Origin of the sequence: Nostoc sp. GT001 (assembly GCF_030382115.1) — a bacterium.
GTDB lineage: Bacteria > Cyanobacteriota > Cyanobacteriia > Cyanobacteriales > Nostocaceae > Nostoc.
On sequence record NZ_JAUDRJ010000003.1, the window covers coordinates 1795998 to 1817929 of the forward strand.

The following is a 21932-nucleotide window of genomic DNA, read 5'->3' on the forward strand; positions in this document are numbered from 1 at the left end:
CGGGAAAATTACAAAACCCAGACATTTTTTAGATACAGTATGGCTGATTGTTAAATGCAGTCAGGATGAAGAAGTTTAGGAGCAAATTTGCTAACTATATACGAGTCTTTGGACTTGAGGCTACCTTTAATGCCACCGCGTAGTCGTCTATACCAAATAGAACCTGTTGGCATAGGGACACTATTAATAGAAAGTTTGACTAGCTACCTTGCTCGATTAGCTGAGGCTCACTGCCTATTCCCAGGAGTTTTGATGGAAAGAGAACTCGCGCCAATTCTTAATAAGACCTATGGAAGTACAAATTTACATAAAATCTCGAATTTTACGGGAGCGCTAAATGGCACAGGTGTCATGGCTGCTGACTTAGGTAAAACTATCCAAACCTTGACTCTACGCAATGATCTTCAGTTTTTAACATTGCTAACTTGGTCTGAGCTACTAACGTCTAGGAATCTACTCCGTTCTATTCGATTTTGGTGTCCAGCTTGTTATGAGGAATGGTACACAACTAGTCAAGTAGTTTACGAACCTTTACTTTGGTCACTGGATGTAGTGAAAGTCTGTCCACATCACAAGCAAAAGTTGAGCCAAAAGTGTTTTCATTGCTGCCAGACAAATTACACCCTGGCTTGGCGGTCACGACCAGGATACTGCTCCAAATGTGGGGAGTGGCTTGGGTTGCAAATAGACCTAGAACTCTGCGATCGCAAAGTTTCATCTGAAGCTAACCTAGAATTTGAAATTTGGATGGCATTTGCTATTGGAGAGTTGCTTGCCCATACTCCGTCTTTAAATTTTCCTTTATCAAAAGACAGCATTGCTAAAGCTCTATGTGCTTACGCAAACCAAGTCACTAAAGGTAATATAGCCGCGTTTGCCCGTCAGCTTCAAATTCCTAGAAATACATTATGGCTTTGGTGCAAAGGAGAGAGTATACCTTCAATCAAATCACTTTTACAAATTTGCTACTGCCTGAAAATATCAGTATTAGATTTTTTAACACAAGGAGTAGAGTCTGCAAGTTCTCTTGAGACCATGCGACTACCACCATCTCAAGTGGCAACCAAAGCAAGAGCAACGAGTAAGGTATTTGATACTAATCGAGTCGAACAAGACCTGAAAGAAATACTAATGAGTGAAGAGTCTCCACCACCATCAATGGAAGAGGTGGCTAGGCGTCTCAATTACGACAGAAGGACTATTTGCAAGCACTTTCGACATCTATGTACTGCTATTTCTACCAGATACCTTAATTATAGGAAAACTGACTATCTACAAACAATAGAGGAATGCTGCAAGGAAATACGACAAATTACGGTTAAGCTTCATAATCAGGATGAATATCCGACTGAGGCTCGTGTTTCAGCACTGATGTCTAGACCAGGGTTCTTCCGGTATAAAAAAGTGCGTGCTGCTCTAAATCAAATAAAGCAAGAACTTGGCCTTTAGAATCAAGAGGTAGAATTTGAGCAAAATTCATTGTCTTTCTCTACCTTTACTCCGTTTCAACTGAGTCGGAAAGGAAGCGAAAAAATTGGAAGCATAACTTTGCCGAATTAAATTGGAAGCATAAGCTTGCCATTGCGGCAAAGTTATCGTTCCACTCACAACAACAGTTTTGAGTAGCTAGATTTTAATAATGGAGCTAAGCGGATTCGAACCGCTGACCCCCTCAATGCCATTGAGGTGCGCTACCAACTGCGCTATAACCCCATAACCCTTAGTAGATAAGCTTTAAAAGCTTACTAATTAGTTTTATCAACTGTATTAGTTTAACTATTATGCAAGTTTATGCAAGTTAAGTCAAGAAAACTATATTAAGTTATATACCAGCTAGTATGTCTAATTAAGCTTGACGTGCCTTAATTTCAACAATCACCGTATTTTCAGCAGTGTCAGCTAAATTTTAAGATAAGTATTTATGATTACCATTGAACAAAAGTCTAGGAAATCTTAATCTTAAACGACCTTCCAAGGCTTCAATTCCAACTTTCATGACTATCACGCTGTTGAATAAGCATAGTCATTCCATAGTCAAAAAGAGCCTTATATAGCAATTCAGTTCCTTAGTACTACAGATGACTAGAAGCTGAAACCGTTATATAGATTAACTTTTAAAGTGGCTCAGGTCGGAGTTGAACCAACGACCCCAGGCTTATGAGTCCCGTGCTCTAACCAACTGAGCTACTGAGCCATGTCTTTCCAAATCATAAACTATGATAGCATACAAAACTGCATAAGACTAGCCCCTTTTGCAATTTTGTTATAAGTTCCATCCCTAGTGAGTCAATAGAAAGTAGAAGAGGGAGGGAAGCTCCCTCTTCTACCAAGATAATAATTTAGTTACAGACAGCCAATTATATGCGTTCCGGTAACATAGCTATTGGGTTAACAGCACCCTTGCCTGATGGATGGATTTCAAAGTGGGTGTGTGGCCCAGTACTGTGACCAGTGCTACCCATTAAAGCAATTGTTTCTCCCTGATTTACTTCCTGACCAGGTTGCACCAGAATTTTGCTGTTATGAGCATAGCGAGTAGTGCTGCCATCAGGATGGCGGATTTCGACGAGATTGCCGTAGCCACCATTGTTCCAGCCAGCTTTTAGTATTGTCCCCTCAGCTGAAGCGACAACTGGCGTGCCAGTGGAGTTAGCAACGTCAATTCCTTTGTGCATTCTACCCCAGCGCCAGCCATAGCCAGAAGTAAGAGTGCCCTTTGCTGGCCAAGTGTAAGCTAAGGTTGAGGAAGATGGAGGAGGTGTAAGTTCGTCAATGGGTCTGGGAAGATATTGATCCACTGCTGCCAAAGGCGGTAATACCTGTGGAGAAACTGTGGTTCCTCGCATTTTTCCTAAGGAGTCAGAGGCATTTACTCTTACAGAAGGTGTGGTAACTCTTGTGGCAGATTGAGTACGAGAGGGAGTCCACTGGCTAGCAGAACCTAGATTAGGCAAGAATTCTGGGTTTACTGCTTCGGTAGGGCGTACAGTCGTACGGAATTGGGGCTTAATTGGCTGAACGCTATAGTTAGCCCGAATCGGTGTCGGAACTGGAATTGGTATTGCTACACTATTCGGTCTAGATGCAGGTTTAGGTACACTGAAATTATTGGGCGTAGAAATAGGAGTGAGGATAGCAGCATTATTTGCTTCGATCGCTGCTGCTGGCACAACTAAATTACCAGACTGTTGAGCGCGATATTTCTGCTGTAACCTCTGAATTTCCGCTTGTAAGCCCCGCAAACGGTCATTATTGTTATTGTTTACCCTTGCTACCCTATTTGCTGGTGTCTTAGGCTGTTGCATTTCGGCAAAAGCTTGTGGCACTGGAATGTCACCACCGACGCCATAAGATTTAGCTGTAGGGGGGGCAGTTTCTAATTCGGTCGCACTATTTGCTTGAATCTGTACAGTTACCGGTGTAGGGACGGCAACGCTATTGTTGTCGGCAATAGTTGGCGATGATGAACTAGGTAGATATGAGTTAGCACTGCCAATATTCAAAGGGGAGGTAGCTACTTTTGGAGTTTTGCTAGGCTCTACAAAAGTGGACTGACTCGCTACAGTTGCCTCAACTTGAACAGCAGGAATTTGAACAGCAGGAATAACTAGTTTTTGACTAATTCGCAGTTCATTGGGATTATTGAGGTTATTTGCTTTAACTAGTTCTGATACTGAAGTGTTGTATCTGCTGGCGATCGCTGCTAGTGTATCTCCAGGCTTAACTTCGTAAGCTGTATGTGCCGAGGAGGCAATCACTATTGGCGCCGCTGGTACAGATGCACTTGTCTGTGCCTTCTGTTTTAACCTCGATATCAGGTTCGCTTGGCTTACATCGCTAGAAGTGTCTGACTGGGCTGGTAATGCAGTCTTCTCAACCACAGTTGTCGGCTGTGCCAATGCTATATCAGCTTGTGATAAATTTTTGGTCTCTCCAGACTGCAACTGCGCCAGACTCTTTCTTAAACGGTTCGATTTTTCTTGTAAGCGATTTAGTGCGAACTCTTGTTGCGCCTTAAGTTGTGCATTTATTTCACTGTTGACTGCGGTTGACGTTGCCACTGTTTGTGGCTGGGCAGTTAGTGATGCGTTTGTATTATCAACACTATCAGCACTATAGTCAGACAGATTATTGACTGTTGGAAAACTAGTTTCGGCTAAGGTATTGTTCAATCCCTGTGCCACTTGGGGCTTCAGGTAGGTGGAATTTTTATAACCTGCGTTTGTTTGAGAAAACGTGTTTGATGCAGGAACTTGCAAAGATATTCCACTTGCCGCGACTTGCCATTTAGCTTCAAGCCCAGGTACTTGTGAGACTGCCGTTGGTTCCACGATTACAGGATTTTCCGGCACGCTCGCTGCTGAGACTGCTTGGGACTCCAGCTTTGTGGAGGTGAATTTCACCTCGGTGTCAGGAACAGCAGGAATAGTTGAGGTTGCCTTTTGGCTGCCTACTGGCACCGCTGCTTGGGCTTGATCGCTTTGTCGAGTCACCAAAAGGCTGGTTGCTCCCATAGAGATTGCCAAGCCAATCATTGCCGCTTTTGTCCGCACCCGGCTGTTAACTTTTGGATTCATCACATTTAGCAGTTCTACCGGGGCATCATCGCTGCTGGGGGTATTGTTCAACACAGCTTTTACTCTCTTTTTCAATGCTCGTTTCAAAGACGACCTCCTATGATCACTAGCGCTTAACTGACCTCAATTTTTCTGTTGGATACTAGTAAATGATTTAGATCACAACAAACCATAGATTGAGATCACATTCACCAGAGATGCTTACGCAAGATTAACCTGCTTCTCTGATTTAGACAAGTTCACATCTGTTAGCAAAACTTAAATTTTGCTGTGTTTACTTGTCCGAACCACTCCTAACACCACTTAGGACGATTTTACTCTTTACCATTATCCGCCCTTGTCTTGCGTCAATTGCGGGAACTAGACAAACTTGTTTGCCAAGTTCAAGTCGCTGCTGAAAATTAAATTGCGGCGACTTCTGGAAAAGTTATGCCCCCTGCTGTAGATATCTTCAAGATATTTCTACCCCATCAGTCTTCTCAACACGAGACTTTACGTTGATTATTCCCTAAAAAACAACCGTATTAACTATCGGCTACTTTTGGGCTGATTTCTGTCCTTGATTGAGCCAGAATAGCTCAAATGTAAGACATGACTGGATTTTAGCAATTTCGTTCCTAGTTTAGGATGTTTTAAATTCATCAAAATCTATCATTCAAATTTGGCAATATCCCAAGTTTCATATACAAATTTCTTATAATAACCTTACTATACTTGTAAGTATCTTCCACTACATTTTGCGAATAAAACAATTTTCGGTATATTCTTTTACATATTCTTGCTGTCACCAAGAAAATTTTTGCAATCACAAATAAATCGTCTAATAGGTTTTTGGAAAGCTTATAAGTAAATACACTTATAATCATGAATGTAAGCAACTATTCTAAATAGCCTAACTGACGACGGGTTTCAAATAAGCCAATGGCCACACTTACTGACAGATTCAAGCTACGAACCCCCGGTTGGCTCATGGGAATATAGAGGGTAGCATCGCAATCTGACAGAATTTCAGGTGGTAAGCCCGTGGTTTCACTACCAAACAGTAGCCAATCATCAGGTTGAAACTGAAAGCTTACATAATTACACTTTCCACCAACCGTATAACCCAACCACCTGCCGCCACGCCCCTGATGTACGGTTTTAAAGGCTTCGATGGATTCGTGATAGTGTAGTTTGACATAAGGCCAGTAATCTAAGCTAGCTCTTTTGAGGTAGCGATCGCTAATTTCAAACCCCAAAGGCCCCACTAAATGCAACTCTGTACCCGTAGCTGCACAAGTACGGGCAATATTACCTGTATTAGGAGGTATCTGCGGGTTAACTAAAACTACCTGAGGCATTATCCGTATAATTTAAGTATTGTATAAAACAATTAATGGTCAATGTTAAATCTACCAAAAGATAGAGGCTATTCATAGGTTTTGTTAATAATAATCAAGCATCATCTATCTATTAGATTTTTTAAACGAAATACAAACCATCCCAGATCAATGCCTGAGAGGATATTTGGCTACAATCGGAAAATATTAAGTTTTGTGTAGAGAAAGTAAGTACTTGTATTTTTTGGGGCTGGTAGTGCCTGCAATAAAATCTACTATTTGTATGAAGATGAAAGTGGGGAAATGAGGGGATAAGGGGATAAACAAAGTGTTTTCTCAATGCCCAATCCCCAATGCCTTTTGAGTTAACCCAGCAGAGACAAACATAATTTGTCTTCGAGTTCGATTTCGCGCTCTTGGGTGGCGATAATAGCTTGAGTGATGACGCGCTGGGTGTCAACACCGACCGCGTGTAATTGCAACCACTGTTGAGCTTCATTGCCTTCGCGGAGGATTTTGTGCAAAGGGGAAAGGAAACAGCTAAAACCTTGTTGCTTGGCGATCGCCCAAACATCTTGGTACATTTGAGCAATCCAATCTCTGGCTACAATGCTTCTGCCATCTTGCCAATGCCTCAACTGAGCATCAAGACTACCAGCAGCAGCAGCAGCTTCGTTCTCAGCAGTCAGAGTAACAAGTTCTTCAGCAGAGAAAGTACTTTGGGTTAACGGATCGATGCTGGGATTTTCGATTATTTGCAATAAACGCGCTTCTAATAAGGCAGTAATGGCTAGTAAGGCAATAGGATCTGTGACTAAATCGCAAATTCGCAGTTCTAGGCGATTCAAGTCATAAGGACGGCGATCGCCATTTGGTCGCACCGATGCCCACAAGTGCCGCACATTCTGCATGGTTCCGGCAACGAGTTGATCTTCCACCCACTGGATATGATCGGCGTGGCTGGCAAATAAGGGCACATGGCTAGGCGTTTGTGGAAAGACGCCCCAACGGGTGGAGTGATAGCCAGTAGCTTTGCCATCCAAGAAGGGAGATGAGGCGCTGAGGGCGAGAAATAGGGGCGCTTCCATCCGGATGACTCGACACGCCCGCATTAATACTTCTGGGTCACTGATGCCGATATTGATGTGTACGCTAGCGGTAACTACTTTCGTGCCGTAGGTATTCTCAATGTAATCATGATAGGGGTTTGCTGGATCGGAACGGAGAAAGCGATCGCCCCCACCCAAAGATAAAGTACTCCCTGGTATTAGGGTGTAATCGCCCAAACGATTGAGGTAGTTTCGCAACTCCCGCCGGGGACGCAACAAAGCACACAATAAATTTTCGTAATTATGGGATGGTTGGGTTATGTACTCAACGTTGCGGCTATCTGGTTCGCGCATAAATCCATCCAAAGCCGCAACAATTTTGTCGGAGAGACCGACGATTTCACCTTGAGGCGTGCCAGTGTACATCTCAATCTCAAAGCCTTTTAATAAGACCACCTTGTTCTCCTCGGCTCTCTCTACCTATAAATTGTATCGAACAAGACGAATCTCTGGATCTATCTTTAAGTCAATCAAAGGTTAAGAATCATTTAATTGACAATCCCCGCGAAATGCAAGCTCGGTATATTTCTGGGCTGTCTTTGATAAATTATTACTATTGGAGTATGAAAAATATCCTACTGTGGGTTAAGTACGGTACAAAATAAAATCATTGCGTGAATCACTCTCTTGAACAATCTTGAGACGTATAAACTCCGCCCATACTTCATCACTAAGTAAGTTTAAAGCAGTTTCGGGATTGTTAATTGCGATCGCGCCGATAACTTTCCGCCATCCCTGTTGCAATTGCTCAATAAAAGCCTCTTCAATAGAAACTTGACTCAGCAACGAAAGTGCAGTTTTAAAACTTGCTGAATCATCTGATAAATTTTTCGACTTTAATCCCTGTAGTGCTACATTCAACCATACAGGCAAAAGTTCAAACCAATTATTTTTCTGTATCTCTTTGATTGCAATATCTTCCATACCTAGCGCACCCCATAGACATAAAGACTCTATTGCAAGTTTAGAATCGCGGTTTTCTAGAGCATTTTGCCATAATTTTTGAGCGTGATTTTGGAAGCGATTAGCGATAAATTCATAAGTTTCCTGGACTTGAAGAGGAATTGTCACTTTATAAACTGACTCGCCTAGTGGTAGGTAATTGCCGCGATAAGATAGCCAGTTATAAGATCCGCAAAGATAGATTTCTCGATCAACTATTACTTCTTTGACATGGGAATCTCCCAACCAAAAAACCTGTACAGATGATAAACCATCATGTGTTTTTATCGCTCGAAGTTTTTTTTCTACTTCTGGTGAAATTGGTGTCTCTTCATCTTCTTGTCGCTGCGCAATTCCATGTCCAATTAAAATCCATACTCCGCGATTAGCTAATTTCTGTAATAGAGTAAGAAATTTTCCATTAAAAACTGCTTGATTCACCCAAGGAGAATAAATCATAACTTGGCTTTTAGCCGAATTTAACACTTCTAAAAAAGCTTGGCTAATTTGTCCATTTCGTAACTGAGTGGCTTCACATACTACTAATTTTTTATCAGATTTAGTAGTAGTTTTTATCGCCTTTGCACGAATATTTTCGAGTCTAGATTCTATTTCAGTATTTTTCTGCTTGAGAATAGTTTCACGTTCACAATTGAGGGTTTCGTTTGACAATTTACATAATTTTTGCAAAGAGATTTTACCTTCAGTGTGGAGAACTTCTAACCAATTTGATGCTGATTCTAAAATTTGTTTTCCATTTCTTATTTGAATAATCAATTTATCTTCAAGGGCATCAAAGATAATGAAAAGCGATATCTTTCTCCAAATTTTTTGAGTCGAAGCTAGTACCTTGGAGGAAGTGACAATTTTTCCCTCTTCTGGAACATGAAGTGCTAAACCTGAAGCTTGAATACTTTTTTGGATTTCCTCAAGCGGTAAGGAAGCAATATCGGCAATTGTATTATCAATAGTTATAAAGTCTGCCAAATCAGGCAAATTTATGACTGTCTCATTTAAGGATTCAGATTGAAAGGTTATCTTGTCACTTAAAGGGTCTGTAATAGCATAAATTTGTATAGGATATGGTGGCTGTGGTACAGATCCTTTTTCATAAAATGAACGTCCTTCAGGAGTAACTGTTAGTGGCGATGTTGCTGATAGAGTTTGTAATGAACGAAGAGTTGCAGTAGTAGTTTTAATAAATACAGAATCAAGCCCAAGTACAGAGGCTAATTCATCCTCTGTTGGCGGAGGTTGAAATTCAATAGCAGCGCGGATGATAAATTCTTCGAGTACATTAAACTGGCGGGGTTCCTTGATATTTACTTCTACCGAAGTTTGACGCAAACTATAACGGAATTCACGCGCTGCTAAAACTGAGAAACTAGGACTTTGCGCTTCTATTTCGGTTACAAAATTTTTGAGATTGTCGTCAATCGGTTTACCAGAAGAGGCGAAAAACATCAACAGAATAAGATTGGATAATTTAATTTGTACAAATACTTGTAACCCATAAGGTAAACTACCTTTATGCTTTCAACAAGCCTTGGCTGCGACTAGCCCACCAAGCAAATCCAGCACCAGTCACAAACATTAGCAGACTATAAATTGCCCCAGGAATCGCCATTGTGGGATTATTTAGCAGCGTAGGTGTAGAAGCGATCGCGATCGCTAGAGTTCCATTTTGAATTCCTACTTCTATGGTAATTGCCGTAACGCTTTTTTCTCCTAAGCGGGTTAAGGTTGCGATCGCAAAACCTAAAGCCATTGTTACCACATTCAAAACCAGAGTTGCCCAACCCACATCTATTACATAAGAAATAAAATTATTTCGTTCTCGCAGCAGCACTCCAGTAATTACCACTGCCAGGAAAAATAAAGACAGCCACTTCACAGGTTTATCTGCCTTGTCTGCCAGTGCGGGTGCATATCGCTTGGCTATCATCCCAATTGCTACAGGTAGAAGTGTAATCACCGCAATCTGCAAAACAGTACTTAAGAAAGGTAACTGTAGCGTTGTTCCTTGCCCCAAAAATGTCTGCATTGACAAATTTATGATCAGAGGAATCGTAAAAACCGTAATTAAACTACTAATAGCTGTTAGCGTCACAGAAAGAGCGACATCACCCCCAGCCAAAAACGTAATCATATTAGAAGTAGGACCACCAGGACACGCTGCTAAAATCATCACGCCTACTGCTAATGGTGGGCTAAGGGGAAACACTGATGCAATGCCAAAGCCCACAATCGGCAACACGACCAACTGCGCCACCAAGCCAATCACCACCGCTTTAGGATAGATTACAACTCGTTTGAAGTCCTCTAGGGTCAAGGTTAACCCCATACCTAACATGATAATAAATAGAGCCAAGGGCAGAAAAACAGCCGTCAGAAAATTTGCTTCCATCTTTAACCCGCGTTGGTAACAATAAAAGTTCCTCTGGATTTTACCGTATTCCCGTTAAAATTCTAGTTATTGCTTGTGACAAATCAATATAATTAACTACAAATAAATATAGATTCTCATAGAAGCGCACAGATGTACGCCCCTAAGCAAGCTTATATTTAATTCAAATGAGAATCGCTACCTGGAAGACGAGTGGTTTGTACCTCTTCTAAGGATGGTGGAGATTTAGAATAACTAGCGCTACTTTCTGGTGTTGAAAGCTCATCATTTACAACTCCATCCCATGAATAATTGCAGATTTTAGTGCGAAGTAATGTACCAAATGTCAGGTTAATTACTACAGCGAAGGAATCGATAAAAATTAGATTCAAAAAGCGATCAATCATTAGACCCCCTTGAGCTAAATTGAGCATCAAGTGATACTTGCTTTCTTACTACACATGCCACAATGTCTTTTCCAGAAATGCATGGTGTCTCATATCGTGTCCGGCTAAAGACTAGAGCGAACGCAGGGGGGCGGTTTGCGGAAATGTTTTTTCTAATCAGCACCTTAATGGTTCGATAGCTTTCTTGTCGATTCCCTCAACTCAAAATTGTTCGGAGTAATGCTCTCATATTGCCGCTCTTGCGTCTGCCCGTTAGATGTCAGACGGCAATCTCGATGCTAAGACTTGCTGTAGACGATACCACCAAATAGTCAACAACGGTTGCCCGTATTGCTCTAAATATTTAGTTGCGTTAGTTCGGATTGTCTCAGACTGAATATTCTTTAAAACCGTGTGGTAGTCAAGCTAGAACAACCGCAGACTTTTTATCGGTAGTATAGTAAATGATGTAATTATTATCTACATGAGACATGGAAGAAAATTCCTTAGCTTCAAGAACTTCAGACTCACTTACTCAGGAAGTGAAAATATTCGGTTCAGAGGAAGTAGAATTATCACTGAATGTTAATAATACATCTTACTCCTTGAAGATAGAACCTCGTGTTACATTACTAGATGCACTTCGAGAAAAGCTGGGTTTGATGGGCACTAAAAAAGCTTGCGATCGCGGTGAATGTGGTGCATGTACTGTATTAGTTAATAATCGGCGAATTAACTCTTGTATGACTCTAGCTGTAATGCACATCGGTGCTGAAATTACCACAATTGAGGGATTAGCACAAGATGGTAAACTCCATCCTATGCAAACAGCCTTTATTACCCATGATGCTTTTCAATGTGGCTACTGTACATCAGGTCAAATTATCTCAGCCGTAGGGATGATATTAGAAGAATCGCCAACATCTGAAGCAGAAATTCGAGAAAAGATGAGTGGAAACCTTTGCCGTTGTGGAGCATATCCAAATATTATTGCAGCGATTCGAGATGTGCTAGAGGAAAAGGAAGATGCAGCCATTTAGTTATGCTAAAGTCACCTCAGAAGAAGTGGCGATCGCCACAGTTGAGCAAGATAAAACTGCTGCATTTATTGCTGGTGGCACAGATTTACTGGGGTTAATGAAGGATGGAGTCCAAACAGCGGATATATTAATTGATATTAATAGTTTGCCCTTAGCAGATATTGAATCTCAAGCGAATGGAATCCGCATTGGTGCTATTTCTCGAATGAGCGATGTGGCTGTTCATCCCCAAATTCAGGAATGTTATCCCGTAATTAGCCAAGCTTTATTACAAAGCGCTTCACCGCAACTGCGAAATATGGCAACAGTGGGCGGTAATTTACTGCAACGAGTCCGCTGTGGTTATTTTCGCGATCCGGTTTTTCCTTGTAATAAACGCACTCCCGGTATAGGTTGTTCGGCAATTACAGGTTACAATCGAATGCATTCTATTTTCGGAGCAAGCGAACATTGTATTGCCGTTCATCCTTCCGATTTAGCTGTAGCTTTGACGGCATTAGATGCAGTGATTTGCATCCAAGGAATAGAAACATCACAGCGAATTTCAATTCATGATTTTTATCTCTTACCAGGTGAGACACCAATAAAAGAAACTCTATTACAGCCTGGAGAATTAATTGTTGCTATTGAAGTTCCAGGTTTTGCATATAAATCCCATTATTTAAAAGTAAGAGATCGAGCTTCTTACGAATTTGCTCTCGTTTCCGTAGCTGTTGCTTTAGATATAGAACAAGACACGATAAAATCAGCACGTATCGCTTTTGGGGGAGTAGCACCCAAACCTTGGCGTGCAAGGGAAGCAGAGGAATTTCTCAAAGGGAAAGCAATCAACGAAGATATCTTTACAGCCGCCGCAGTAGCAGCCGTCAAAGAAGCAAAACCGCAAACGCACAATGAATTCAAAATTGAATTAGTCAAACGCGCTTTGGTACGCGCACTCTCAGTTGTAGCAGAAAAATTATGAATAAAATTATTGGGAAACCACTCGATCGCGTTGATGGTAGGCTGAAAGTAACGGGAGAAGCGCCTTACACAGCCGATGTGCCAATCGAGAATTTAACTTATGGAGTGATTTTTCAAAGTGCGATCGCCAGCGGTAAAATTATCCAAATAGACACAACGGCAGCCGCAGTCGCCCCTGGTGTAATCGATATCATTACTTACCAACAAACTCCATCTCTGATCAAAATACCCTTCTTTGGTCCTCCACAACCTCAGTCAACTGAAAAAGACCATAATATCTACTACGATGGTCAACATCTGGGGGTTGTAATTGCCCAAACTTTAGAACAAGCCGAAACTGCTGCCTCTAGGATAAAAATTATCTACGAAGAAGCTATTCCGACAGTCACAATGGCACATGCAGAGATATTTGAACCCGAATCGATATTTTTGGGCATGATGCCAGGTAAAATCACTAGAGGGAATGTTGAATCGGGGAAAGTAAAGGCAGATGTCTTAGTAGAGCAAGTTTATACCACGCCAATAGAACATCATAATCCCCTAGAGCCTTCTGCAACGATCGCAATGTGGTCAGGGGATAACTTGACGCTGTATGAAACCACTCAAGGCGTTTCAGCAACCCAAAACCGAATCGCATCTATTCTGAATATTCCCGAAGAAAATGTCCGCGTCATCTCCAAATATTTAGGCGGCGGATTTGGTTGTAAAGCACTACTGCGATCGCACACGATTTTAGCAGCGATCGCAGCTCGTCAAGTAAAACGCCCTGTAAAAGTTGTGCTAACGCGATCGCAAATGTACACAGCTTGCGGCCACCGTTCTGAAACTCAGCAGCAGCTAACGTTAGGTGCAACCAAGGAAGGCAAACTAACTGTCATCGAGCAAATTGGGACATCTTTAACTTCCCTGTTTGATGACTTTGCCGAACCTGTGGGTGCAGCAACAACGATGATGTACGCCTGTGCCAATTTGGAAATTAAATACCGTTTGGGACGCATCAACGCTAGGCACACCAACCTTTATGCGTGGCCCAGGAGAAGCGCCGGGAATGTTTGCCTTAGAAACGGCAATGGATGAATTGGCATACACCTTAAATATCGATCCAATTGAACTAAGACTGAGAAATCATGCAGATATCGATCCGCACAAAGGATTACCTTGGTCAAGTAAATCCCTAAAAGAATGTTATCAAAAAGGGGCAGAAATTTTTGGGTGGGCACAACGCAATCAAGTTCCCCGTTCCATGCGAGATCGTCATTTCCTGATTGGTTGGGGAATGGCAAGTGCGACATTTCCCACCAATGCTAGAACTGCATCAGTCAAGGTAGAAATTTTTGCTACTGGAGAAGTAAAAGTACAAAGTGGTACTCAAGACATCGGTACTGGTACTTATACAGTGATGACGCAGGTAGCTGCTGAAGTCTTGGGATTACCAGTGCAGTTTGAATTAGGTGATAGCAATCTTCCTAAAGCCCCCATTACAGGGAACTCAATGACAGTTGCGAGTGTTTCCCCGGCGGTGCATCAAGTGGCGATCGCTGCACGGGATAAGATAATTAAAATGGCGATCGGAGATGCAAATTCTCTGCTTTATGGCTCGCAAGCAGAAGATATTGCCGTTGAGTCAGGGCAAGTATTCTTAAAACAAGACCCATCAAAGCGAGACAGCTACAGCGATATTCTCCGCCGTCATGGATTAGAAAGTTTAGAAGTTACAGAGGAATCGTCACTCAACCCGGAGAGTAAACAATATGCCAAACACTCATTTGGTGCGGTATTTATCGAAGTTGCAGTTGACGAGTTGTTAGGAGAAATCAAAGTTAGACGTTGCGTAGGCGTTTATGATGCTGGGCGAATTCTCAACTTCAAGACAGCGCGGAGTCAAGTTATCGGCGGGATTACCTGGGGAATTGGTATGGCGCTGATGGAGAAAACTGTAATGGATGCTAATCAGGGCAGGATAGTTGGTGCTAACCTTTCCGATTACCTGATTCCAGTTCATGCAGATATCCCTAATATGGAAGTGCAATTTGTTGAAGAACACGATCCTTATGTGAATGCACTAGGAACGAAAAGCCTGGGGGAACTTCCGATTGTTGGGGTAGCCGCTGCCATATCTAATGCAGTTTATCATGCCACAGGTAAGCGGATTCGCGATCTGCCAATTACACCAGATAAGTTGTTGTGAGTGAATATATTTGGAGTTTGGGCTTTAGTACTAAATGGCATTAATGAGGCGATTTGAACACATTGCTACAAATTAATAATACCTTCAGTTGGTCGATTTTTACTTTGGAAGAGTTAACCAATATTAACCAAGGTAACAGCTTCACCAGAATGAAAGATCATTAAAAGTATCACGCCTGTTACTTCAAAAGCCACATCATGCACTCTACCGACCCTATTTTATTACTCTCTTCAGATAAAATTTATTAGTCAGGGTAAACGGGCTTTTACTGTGTAGCTGCGACTTCTAGTCGCCTTGATTATTCTCTTTTCAGAGTCATTAAATAGCATTAACATGCTTGACAAAATGATGATAGTTTAAGACACTAACTATTAAGCTGAATTATTTTTGGAAAATCATCATGCTAAAAACAAATCCTAAAATAAGAAAAAATTCTTTTTCTATTAGGTTGAATGACCTTGAGGAAAATTATTTATCTGAATTAAGCTCAGATGAAGCCTATGAAATTATTGGAGGCTTTACAGTTAACAATGATTCAGGAAGTACAAAAAGTTTTTATACTTTTGGACAGTTTGTACAGCCGGAACGTCAAGTTTTACAACCTCAAGAAAGCGGTGATTATCAAGGAGAATATATTTTATATAGTTCTTCAAGAAGCCAATTTCAACCAACATTATCTAGTAAACTCTCTTCAACAGACGTAGTAAGTTTTCGTCTGGAAGGAGATACAGTAGTTATTGGTAGTGGAGCCATTTTTGCCTCCAAAATTAGTCCGGTGTCTTTCTAATAAATAAAATACTCATTGTAAAAGAATGATAATAATTTTATAGAGTGGGGAGTCAGTACTGCCAAAGGCAGCCTTGGCTCCCCTTTTTGTAATAAGCTAGATTTCCCATTCGTCATATTTCTACTTTTTTAAACTAGAACTCAATACCCTCGACTTACCTGCACAGTCTTGTTTGATACTTTCCTCGCAAATATTTCTCGGAGATGGCTGGATAATCTGCAAAATTAGGTAATGATATTTTTTGATATTTAATAATTTGCTTTAATTATCTCATATCAAGTTCGGTTAATTACTCATCATAAAATCTATTAATTAAGGTTAGGTGACAGCAGGTAAACCCAACTTTAACAATAATTAAATTTATGAAATTTTAATATTAAAAAACTATTAGTTTCCCAAAACAATTTGCTAAGGGACTTCCAACAAATAAATTATTCAATCTTGTGGGGTGGGCATCTTGCCATTGGTGTCAAGTTAAGCTCAAACTTACTATGTCAATAAGTATTTAGGCTTAAAAATTCGGTTTTCAAGGGACAAAAAACGAACTTTTTCAGGGACTATTAATGCTTTGTTTATTAGCATCACTCCCAGCTTGTGTATATAAGTCAGAAAAAGTTCCCCTTTATACTTCGTTCCTAACAAAACCTATCGTTGACAAATGGGTTTTAATCTTAAGTTGACACTAATGGCATCTTGCCCGCCCTCTTTAACTGGGCGGGCAAGATGCCCGCCCCAGAGGAAATAAATAGTTGAGTATTTTTTTATTTGGAAGTCCCTAAGTATCCAAAGACTTGGTAACACGATTTTTTTGCTCCCCATCCTCACCTAGCAATTTCTGGATTATCGAATGCTATAAATCAGTTAATGTAAGAGTGAATGTAGTCCATCCATTGCCACTTTCTACTTTAATGTTTCCTTGCAATTGTTCGACTAATTTCTGGACTATCGATAAACCTAAACCCGAACCACCTTGATTCCAGATATCTGCATTGGGGAGACGATAAAATTTATCAAATATCCGTGGTAACTCTGTCACCGCAATTTCTACTGAATTACTGACAGTAATAATTGTTTTTGCAGGTGCTTCCGAAGAATTGTGACTTACACTTAAGACAATTTCACCACCCGCAGGTGTGTATTTACAGGCATTATTGAGCAATTCTACTATAATGCGTTCCAAGCTAATGCCATCTGACAATAGCGGCGGGAGATTTGCAGGGAGATTCGGCTGTAGAGTTTGCTGATGTTGTTGAACACGAATTTGAAACGGCTCGATAACCCAAAGTAACCACTGTTGTAAGAGCAACGCATCAGGTGTAATAACTGGATAGGATGAGCTTTCTAGCCGTTGTAAGTCTAGTAGATCGTTAATTAATTCTAGTTCGCGATCGCACTCGCTTTCCATTAACTTTAGACAGCGTTTAGCTTCCTCAGTATTATTAGATAGTTGTATCATTTGAATCATCATCTTGATATTACTCAGAGGCGATCGCAGTTCATGAGAAACTAAATTCAAAAAGTCATTTTTGAGTTGATTTATCTCTTCCCATTGCTCCACAAGTTGTTCTTGCTCAATTTGCTTTTGATGCGCCTCAATCGCTCTTTTGCGCTCAGTAATATCTCGAAACACTAACACAGCCCCTGTAATATTATCTTTGTCATCTTTAATCGGTGCAGCGCTGTCATCAATTGGTATTTCTGCACCATCTTTATTAATCAGAATTGTTTCTGCGGGGAGATGAACGATAGTACCATCTTGAAGAACTTTTATAATCGGACTTTCAATAGGGTTATGAGTTTTGCCATTAGCAATATTAAATACTTCTGATGAATTTCTACCATAAGCTTCTTCCTGTTTCCATCCAGTCAGATTTTCCGCAACTGGATTCATAAAAGTGATTACATCTTGTAAATCGCTAGCAATCACACCATCGCTGATACTTTTTAAAAGTGCATCCAGCCATTTTTTATTAACTTTTAATTGCCTTTCAAAACCATGCTTAATCAAAGTTATTTCAATATTTGTTTGTAACTCTTTTTCTTTAAAAGGTTTTAATAGGTAGCCAAATGGCTCAGTTATCTTAGCTCGTTCTAATGTCTTATCATCTGCATAAGCAGTCAAATAAATTACTGGAATATCCAAACGCTTATAGATTTCTTCAGCAGCTTCTATGCCGTCCATTGAGCCTTTAAGCTTGATATCCATCAGTACTAAATCTGGAGATATTTCTATTGCTATATTAATTGCTTCTTCTCCTGAAGAAGCGATAGCAGGCACTGTGTAACCAAATTTCTTCAGCCGATATTGTAAGTCTTTAGCAACAATAGCTTCATCTTCCACAACTAAAATTTTTGCGTTTGTCATCTTTTATTGATTGTCTATTTATGGTAAAGGAAATGTCACCTGACACTCTACTCCAGTAGAACCTGTAATATTGATGTTTCCTGCTAACTGATGGGTTAAAGCATCTACTAACTCCCATCCTAATGATGCATTTTTTTGAAAATCAAAGTTTGGTGGTAAGCCAATCCCGTTATCACTAACTATCAGAATTAAATTATTATTAATTGTTTTCTTTATTTCAATATTAATTGCACCATTCCTATCTTTGGGAAATGCATATTTTAAAGAATTAGATACAAGCTCATGGATAATTAAGCTGCAAGGAATTGCTGTATCTAAACCGAAAAAAATACAATCTTCAGTACTTATTGTCAAAGCGATCGCATCTTCATTGACTTCATAAGCAGTAAATAAACTTGCTACCAAATCTCGAATGTATTCACCAAAATTAATCCTTGCTAAGTCTTGAGATTGATACAACTTTTCATGAACGAGAGCCATTGATGCAATCCGCTGCTGGCTTTGTTGAAATATTACCAAATCGTCTTTGTCTTTGATATAGGCAGATTGCAAGTTTAGCAGACTGGAAATAACCTGTAAATTATTTTTGACCCGATGATAAATTTCTTTTAATAACACCTCTTTCTCTAATAGTGATGCTTTAATTTGCTCCTCCCACTGCTTGCGTTCGCGCTGCGCGGCTTTCCGTTCGCTAATGTCTTCGACCACAGAAATAAAATATTTTGGCTCCCCATTAGATTCACGCATTAAAGACACAGTGAGATTAACCCAAACTATGGAATTATCTTTGCGAAAATAGCGCTTTTCCATCGAGTAAGTTTGAATATTATCTGCTAAAATCTGCTCAACATATTTCAGGTTAGTATTAAGATCGTCCGGGTGAGTAATATCTTGGAAAGTTAACAACTGTAGTTCTTTGAGTGTGTAACCGAGAATATCGCAAAGCTTCTGATTAACTAACAACCAGCTTCCATCGATTGCGACATGGGCAATGCCAACAGCAGCTTGATGGAATGCAGCCCGAAATCGCTGTTCGCTCTCTCGCAATGCTTCTTCTATTCGCTGGCGTTCAGTAATTTCTGTCTGTAATGATTCGTTGATTCTTGTTAACTCTGCTGTCCTTTCCTCAACCATACTTTCTAATTGGTTAAGTAGGCTATTTAGTCTCTCCTCTGCTTGCTTGCGATCGGTAATATCAGTATGTGAACCTGCCATTCGTACTACATTACCATCTTCATCCCACAGTGCTTGCCCTCGATCTAAAATCCATTTATGGGTGCCATCTTTACATAAAACTCGATACTCAGTAATGTAAAACGGTGTTTTCTGAGCAAAGTGATCTTGAACCGCTTGTTTCACCCACTCAATATCGTTCGGATGCACTCGTGTCAAGCATTCATCTAAATTGTTAGAAATTTCGTGGTTTTCATAACCGAGCATTTCTTTCCAGCGAGCCGAGAAGAAAACTTCATTGGTTTTAACATTCCAGTCCCAAATTCCATCATTATTGCCTCGCAAAGCTAATTGCCAGCGTTGTTCACTTTCCCTCAACACTTCCTCTGTCCGTATGCGTTCAGCAATTTCTTTTGCTAGTTGGTAGTTTGCAGCCTCTAGTTGGGCAGGACTTGGTATAGCTAGCACCTGTGGCATTAATGACACAAGCTCTATAGCCGTTAATACCGAGACAAAAGCAGTGATAGCTTTGATTAACCCTGATAGCCAATAGGTAGGATACCAAAGCGTCCATACATCCATTAAATGAGTTGTGCCACAAGCAACTATGAATGTACCAAACATTAGGAATATCCAGCCGAAAGGCATATCTCGCCGTTTACGAACAAAATAAACCAGCATCACTGGAATTGAATAATAAGCAAGTCCAGTTAACACATCTGAAATCAGATGCAACCACACCAATCCTGGTTTCCAGAGGTAGCAATGTCCGTGGGGAATAAACTGGCTAGTAGAGAAAAAATTATTTAAAAATTCCATTATAAAAACCTACAAACCTACATATTGCACAATTCTTCACCAAAGCCTGAAGTGCGAAAGAAGAGTTTTTAACCTCAGACCTCTTATAGATGCGTATACGCCTAGAGAGTGGCTCTCATATTTTAAAGGAGAACTAGGTTTGGCATTTCTCAGAGTTTTACTGTACTAATTTTAGACTAGATCGATTATTAGCTTGAGCTTCTATATTCTGTATTCGTCATCTTTTCTGAGTTTTTTAATCTGAATAATATAAGATTTATTAAAATTAAAGTACCGCGATCGCTTTGGTTATTGTTACCGGATATCCTCTGAAATCAACCATTTACATATATAAAAACCTTCAAAAACCACAGTCATATTTCAGTTATATAATAATCTAATTATAATCTAGCTGCATACGTGTATTTGCGGGGTAGTTTTGCCGCATCCTCTACAAAAGTTTCTCACTCTTGTAAAAAATCAAGTACAACATTTGTATCTATTAAGATTCGCATTATTTATATTTTTCAGTCAGATATCCCTCTTCTGCCACCCACCATGCAATTTGCAGATTTCTGGTACATTGTCGCACTCAGCGAAGAGTTACAACCTAACCAAGTATTATCACGCACCGTTTTAGGAGAATGGTTCGCGATATTTCGCGGTGAAGATGGACAACCCGTAGCTTTGCGCGATCGCTGTTTACACCGCAATAGCCGTCTATCAACAGGTAAAATCTGTAATGGTGCTTTACAATGTCCCTATCATGGTTGGGTATATGACGGCGTTGGAAACGTTATTGCTGTTCCAGCCGAAGGAGATGATTTCAAACCTTCTCCACAGCGTCGAGCCAAGTGTTACGCTACCAAAGAACAGGATGGCTATGTTTATGTGCGGTTAGCCGATACTCCAAAGGTTGATTTTGAACCCTTTTCTATGCCTCACTACGGACAAACCGGATGGGAGACGGTGCGGGTAATTAACCGTTTTGCTAACAACGTGACTAATTGTGCGGAGAACTTTATTGATATACCTCATACGGCTTTTGTTCATCCTGGTGTTTTCCGTACTTCCCGCCAACAAAAGTTAGAGATGACTGTTGAACGCTGCAATGGTTCAGTTTTGGTGGAGTATCGCAACGAAAACAGTAATTTGGGATGGTACAGCCGTTTTTTGAATTTGCAGGGTGCAGAGATTAAACATAGCGATCGCTTTTATATGCCAAATATTACCTCTGTAGAGTATAAAATAGCACATAATCGCCATTTATTCATTACCAGTCAATCTATTCCAGAAAATGATAATTCAACTCTGGTTTACACCGATGTCACCTATAACTATGGTATTTGGAATAAATTAGCGCGTCCCTTTGTGCGGTGGACTGCTCAACACATTATCCGCCAAGACGTGGAAATTTTGGGTATTCAGGGAGAAGCGATCGCTAAATACGGGACACAATTTTATAATACACCTGCGGACACAATTCATATATTTGTAGAGTCAATTATGGCAGCGATATCTCGTGGAGAAGATCCGCGTTTATTGCCAAATCAATCAGTAGAAGTTACATTTTGGGTTTGAAAAATAATATCATCTACGCATAAATTAGTCATGATTTCCACAGTCATTACACCCCACCCCTTAATCCCTTCCCCGCAAGCCTACGGTGTACACACATCTCTCTAAAAAACCAAAATGTTGTAGATCCTCCTAAATCCTCCTTAAAAAGGAGGACTTTGAGAGGTTTTTGCCCCCCTTTTTAAGGGGGGTTGGGGGGATCAAAAGCTTATGAGGCAACTCTTGAAGACTTGTGTGTACACCGTAGCCCCGCAAGCGGGGTGGGGTACTTCAGGTTTAATAAGTAATCAAGCAGACATGATGTAATTGGGAATTAATCAA

General features: G+C 40.5%; 15 protein-coding genes and 2 tRNA genes. 7 read left to right on the forward strand and 10 right to left on the reverse strand.

Going from position 1 to position 21932, the window contains the following annotated elements; all coding sequences use genetic code 11:
* Positions 1 to 87 precede the first annotated feature (87 nt).
* Entirely contained in the window at positions 88 to 1449 is a 1362-nt protein-coding gene (locus tag QUD05_RS10555) for a TniQ family protein (RefSeq protein ID WP_289795991.1), read from the forward strand.
* Positions 1450 to 1640: 191 nt separating this feature from the next.
* On the opposite strand, the gene QUD05_RS10560 is transcribed toward QUD05_RS10555, so the two are convergent.
* The 8 genes from QUD05_RS10560 to QUD05_RS10595 form a co-directional block, all read right to left on the reverse strand.
* A tRNA-Ala gene (locus tag QUD05_RS10560) sits at positions 1641 to 1713 on the reverse strand.
* A gap of 407 nt (positions 1714 to 2120) precedes the next feature.
* Positions 2121 to 2194 (reverse strand) — tRNA-Met (locus tag QUD05_RS10565).
* Positions 2195 to 2357: 163 nt separating this feature from the next.
* Positions 2358 to 4664: a peptidoglycan DD-metalloendopeptidase family protein gene (locus QUD05_RS10570; protein WP_289795992.1), complete on the reverse strand. Its 2307-nt coding sequence runs from the start codon at positions 4662 to 4664 to the stop codon at positions 2358 to 2360.
* Between the two features lie 791 nt (positions 4665 to 5455).
* Positions 5456 to 5917: a tRNA (cytidine(34)-2'-O)-methyltransferase gene (locus QUD05_RS10575; RefSeq protein ID WP_289795993.1), complete on the reverse strand. Its 462-nt coding sequence runs from the start codon at positions 5915 to 5917 to the stop codon at positions 5456 to 5458.
* Positions 5918 to 6261: 344 nt separating this feature from the next.
* Entirely contained in the window at positions 6262 to 7401 is a 1140-nt protein-coding gene (gene gshA, locus QUD05_RS10580; RefSeq protein WP_289795994.1) for a glutamate--cysteine ligase, read from the reverse strand.
* A 189-nt stretch (positions 7402 to 7590) separates the two neighbouring features.
* The gene (locus QUD05_RS10585; protein WP_289795995.1) at positions 7591 to 9411 is read right to left on the reverse strand and encodes a phospholipase D-like domain-containing protein; all 1821 of its coding nucleotides are present in this window, start codon (positions 9409 to 9411) and stop codon (positions 7591 to 7593) included.
* Between the two features lie 64 nt (positions 9412 to 9475).
* On the reverse strand, positions 9476 to 10354 hold the full coding sequence (locus QUD05_RS10590; protein ID WP_289795996.1) for a bile acid:sodium symporter family protein: 879 nt from the start codon (positions 10352 to 10354) through the stop codon (positions 9476 to 9478).
* 158 nt (positions 10355 to 10512) lie between these two features.
* Positions 10513 to 10740 (reverse strand): hypothetical protein, encoded by a 228-nt coding sequence (locus QUD05_RS10595; RefSeq protein WP_289795997.1) that lies wholly within the window; start codon positions 10738 to 10740, stop codon positions 10513 to 10515.
* A gap of 470 nt (positions 10741 to 11210) precedes the next feature.
* Here QUD05_RS10595 and QUD05_RS10600 point away from each other — a divergent pair, with 470 nt between their 5' ends.
* The 5 genes from QUD05_RS10600 (at position 11211) to QUD05_RS10620 (ending at position 15697) form a co-directional block, all read left to right on the forward strand.
* Positions 11211 to 11759, forward strand: a complete 549-nt coding sequence (locus tag QUD05_RS10600) for a (2Fe-2S)-binding protein (RefSeq protein WP_289795998.1) — start codon at positions 11211 to 11213, stop codon at positions 11757 to 11759.
* The gene (locus QUD05_RS10605; protein WP_289795999.1) at positions 11746 to 12723 is read left to right on the forward strand and encodes an FAD binding domain-containing protein; all 978 of its coding nucleotides are present in this window, start codon (positions 11746 to 11748) and stop codon (positions 12721 to 12723) included. Before QUD05_RS10600 ends, QUD05_RS10605 begins: the two co-directional genes overlap by 14 nt.
* Positions 12720 to 13799 (forward strand): xanthine dehydrogenase family protein molybdopterin-binding subunit, encoded by a 1080-nt coding sequence (locus QUD05_RS10610; RefSeq protein WP_289796000.1) that lies wholly within the window; start codon positions 12720 to 12722, stop codon positions 13797 to 13799. The genes QUD05_RS10605 and QUD05_RS10610 overlap by 4 nt, the downstream gene beginning before the upstream one ends.
* Positions 13684 to 14910: a xanthine dehydrogenase family protein molybdopterin-binding subunit gene (locus QUD05_RS10615; protein ID WP_289796001.1), complete on the forward strand. Its 1227-nt coding sequence runs from the start codon at positions 13684 to 13686 to the stop codon at positions 14908 to 14910. The genes QUD05_RS10610 and QUD05_RS10615 overlap by 116 nt, the downstream gene beginning before the upstream one ends.
* A gap of 400 nt (positions 14911 to 15310) precedes the next feature.
* Positions 15311 to 15697 (forward strand): hypothetical protein, encoded by a 387-nt coding sequence (locus QUD05_RS10620; protein ID WP_289796002.1) that lies wholly within the window; start codon positions 15311 to 15313, stop codon positions 15695 to 15697.
* An 850-nt stretch (positions 15698 to 16547) separates the two neighbouring features.
* Here the strand turns inward: QUD05_RS10620 and QUD05_RS10625 are convergent.
* Positions 16548 to 18062 (reverse strand): hybrid sensor histidine kinase/response regulator, encoded by a 1515-nt coding sequence (locus QUD05_RS10625; RefSeq protein WP_289796003.1) that lies wholly within the window; start codon positions 18060 to 18062, stop codon positions 16548 to 16550.
* Positions 18063 to 18080: 18 nt separating this feature from the next.
* Positions 18081 to 20054 carry a PAS domain-containing sensor histidine kinase gene (locus tag QUD05_RS34370; RefSeq protein ID WP_289796004.1) on the reverse strand — a complete coding sequence of 658 codons (1974 nt, stop codon included), beginning with the start codon at positions 20052 to 20054 and terminating at the stop codon, positions 18081 to 18083.
* Between the two features lie 537 nt (positions 20055 to 20591).
* On the opposite strand from QUD05_RS34370, the gene QUD05_RS10635 reads away from it, so the two are divergent.
* Positions 20592 to 21614 carry an aromatic ring-hydroxylating dioxygenase subunit alpha gene (locus tag QUD05_RS10635; RefSeq protein WP_289796005.1) on the forward strand — a complete coding sequence of 341 codons (1023 nt, stop codon included), beginning with the start codon at positions 20592 to 20594 and terminating at the stop codon, positions 21612 to 21614.
* Positions 21615 to 21932 lie beyond the last annotated feature (318 nt).

Bases quoted from the DNA above. Each gene is read 5' to 3' on its own strand.
- QUD05_RS10575 (WP_289795993.1), bottom strand. From the start codon at position 5,917: ATGCCTCAGGTAGTTTTAGTTAACCCGCAGATACCTCCTAATACAGGT.
- QUD05_RS10585 (WP_289795995.1), bottom strand. From the start codon at position 9,411: ATGTTTTTCGCCTCTTCTGGTAAACCGATTGACGACAATCTCAAAAAT.
- QUD05_RS10590 (WP_289795996.1), bottom strand. From the start codon at position 10,354: ATGGAAGCAAATTTTCTGACGGCTGTTTTTCTGCCCTTGGCTCTATTT.
- QUD05_RS10595 (WP_289795997.1), bottom strand. From the start codon at position 10,740: ATGATTGATCGCTTTTTGAATCTAATTTTTATCGATTCCTTCGCTGTA.
- QUD05_RS10600 (WP_289795998.1), top strand. From the start codon at position 11,211: ATGGAAGAAAATTCCTTAGCTTCAAGAACTTCAGACTCACTTACTCAG.
- QUD05_RS10605 (WP_289795999.1), top strand. From the start codon at position 11,746: ATGCAGCCATTTAGTTATGCTAAAGTCACCTCAGAAGAAGTGGCGATC.
- QUD05_RS10610 (WP_289796000.1), top strand. From the start codon at position 12,720: ATGAATAAAATTATTGGGAAACCACTCGATCGCGTTGATGGTAGGCTG.
- QUD05_RS10620 (WP_289796002.1), top strand. From the start codon at position 15,311: ATGCTAAAAACAAATCCTAAAATAAGAAAAAATTCTTTTTCTATTAGG.
- QUD05_RS10625 (WP_289796003.1), bottom strand. From the start codon at position 18,062: ATGACAAACGCAAAAATTTTAGTTGTGGAAGATGAAGCTATTGTTGCT.
- QUD05_RS34370 (WP_289796004.1), bottom strand. From the start codon at position 20,054: ATGGAATTTTTAAATAATTTTTTCTCTACTAGCCAGTTTATTCCCCAC.
- QUD05_RS10635 (WP_289796005.1), top strand. From the start codon at position 20,592: ATGCAATTTGCAGATTTCTGGTACATTGTCGCACTCAGCGAAGAGTTA.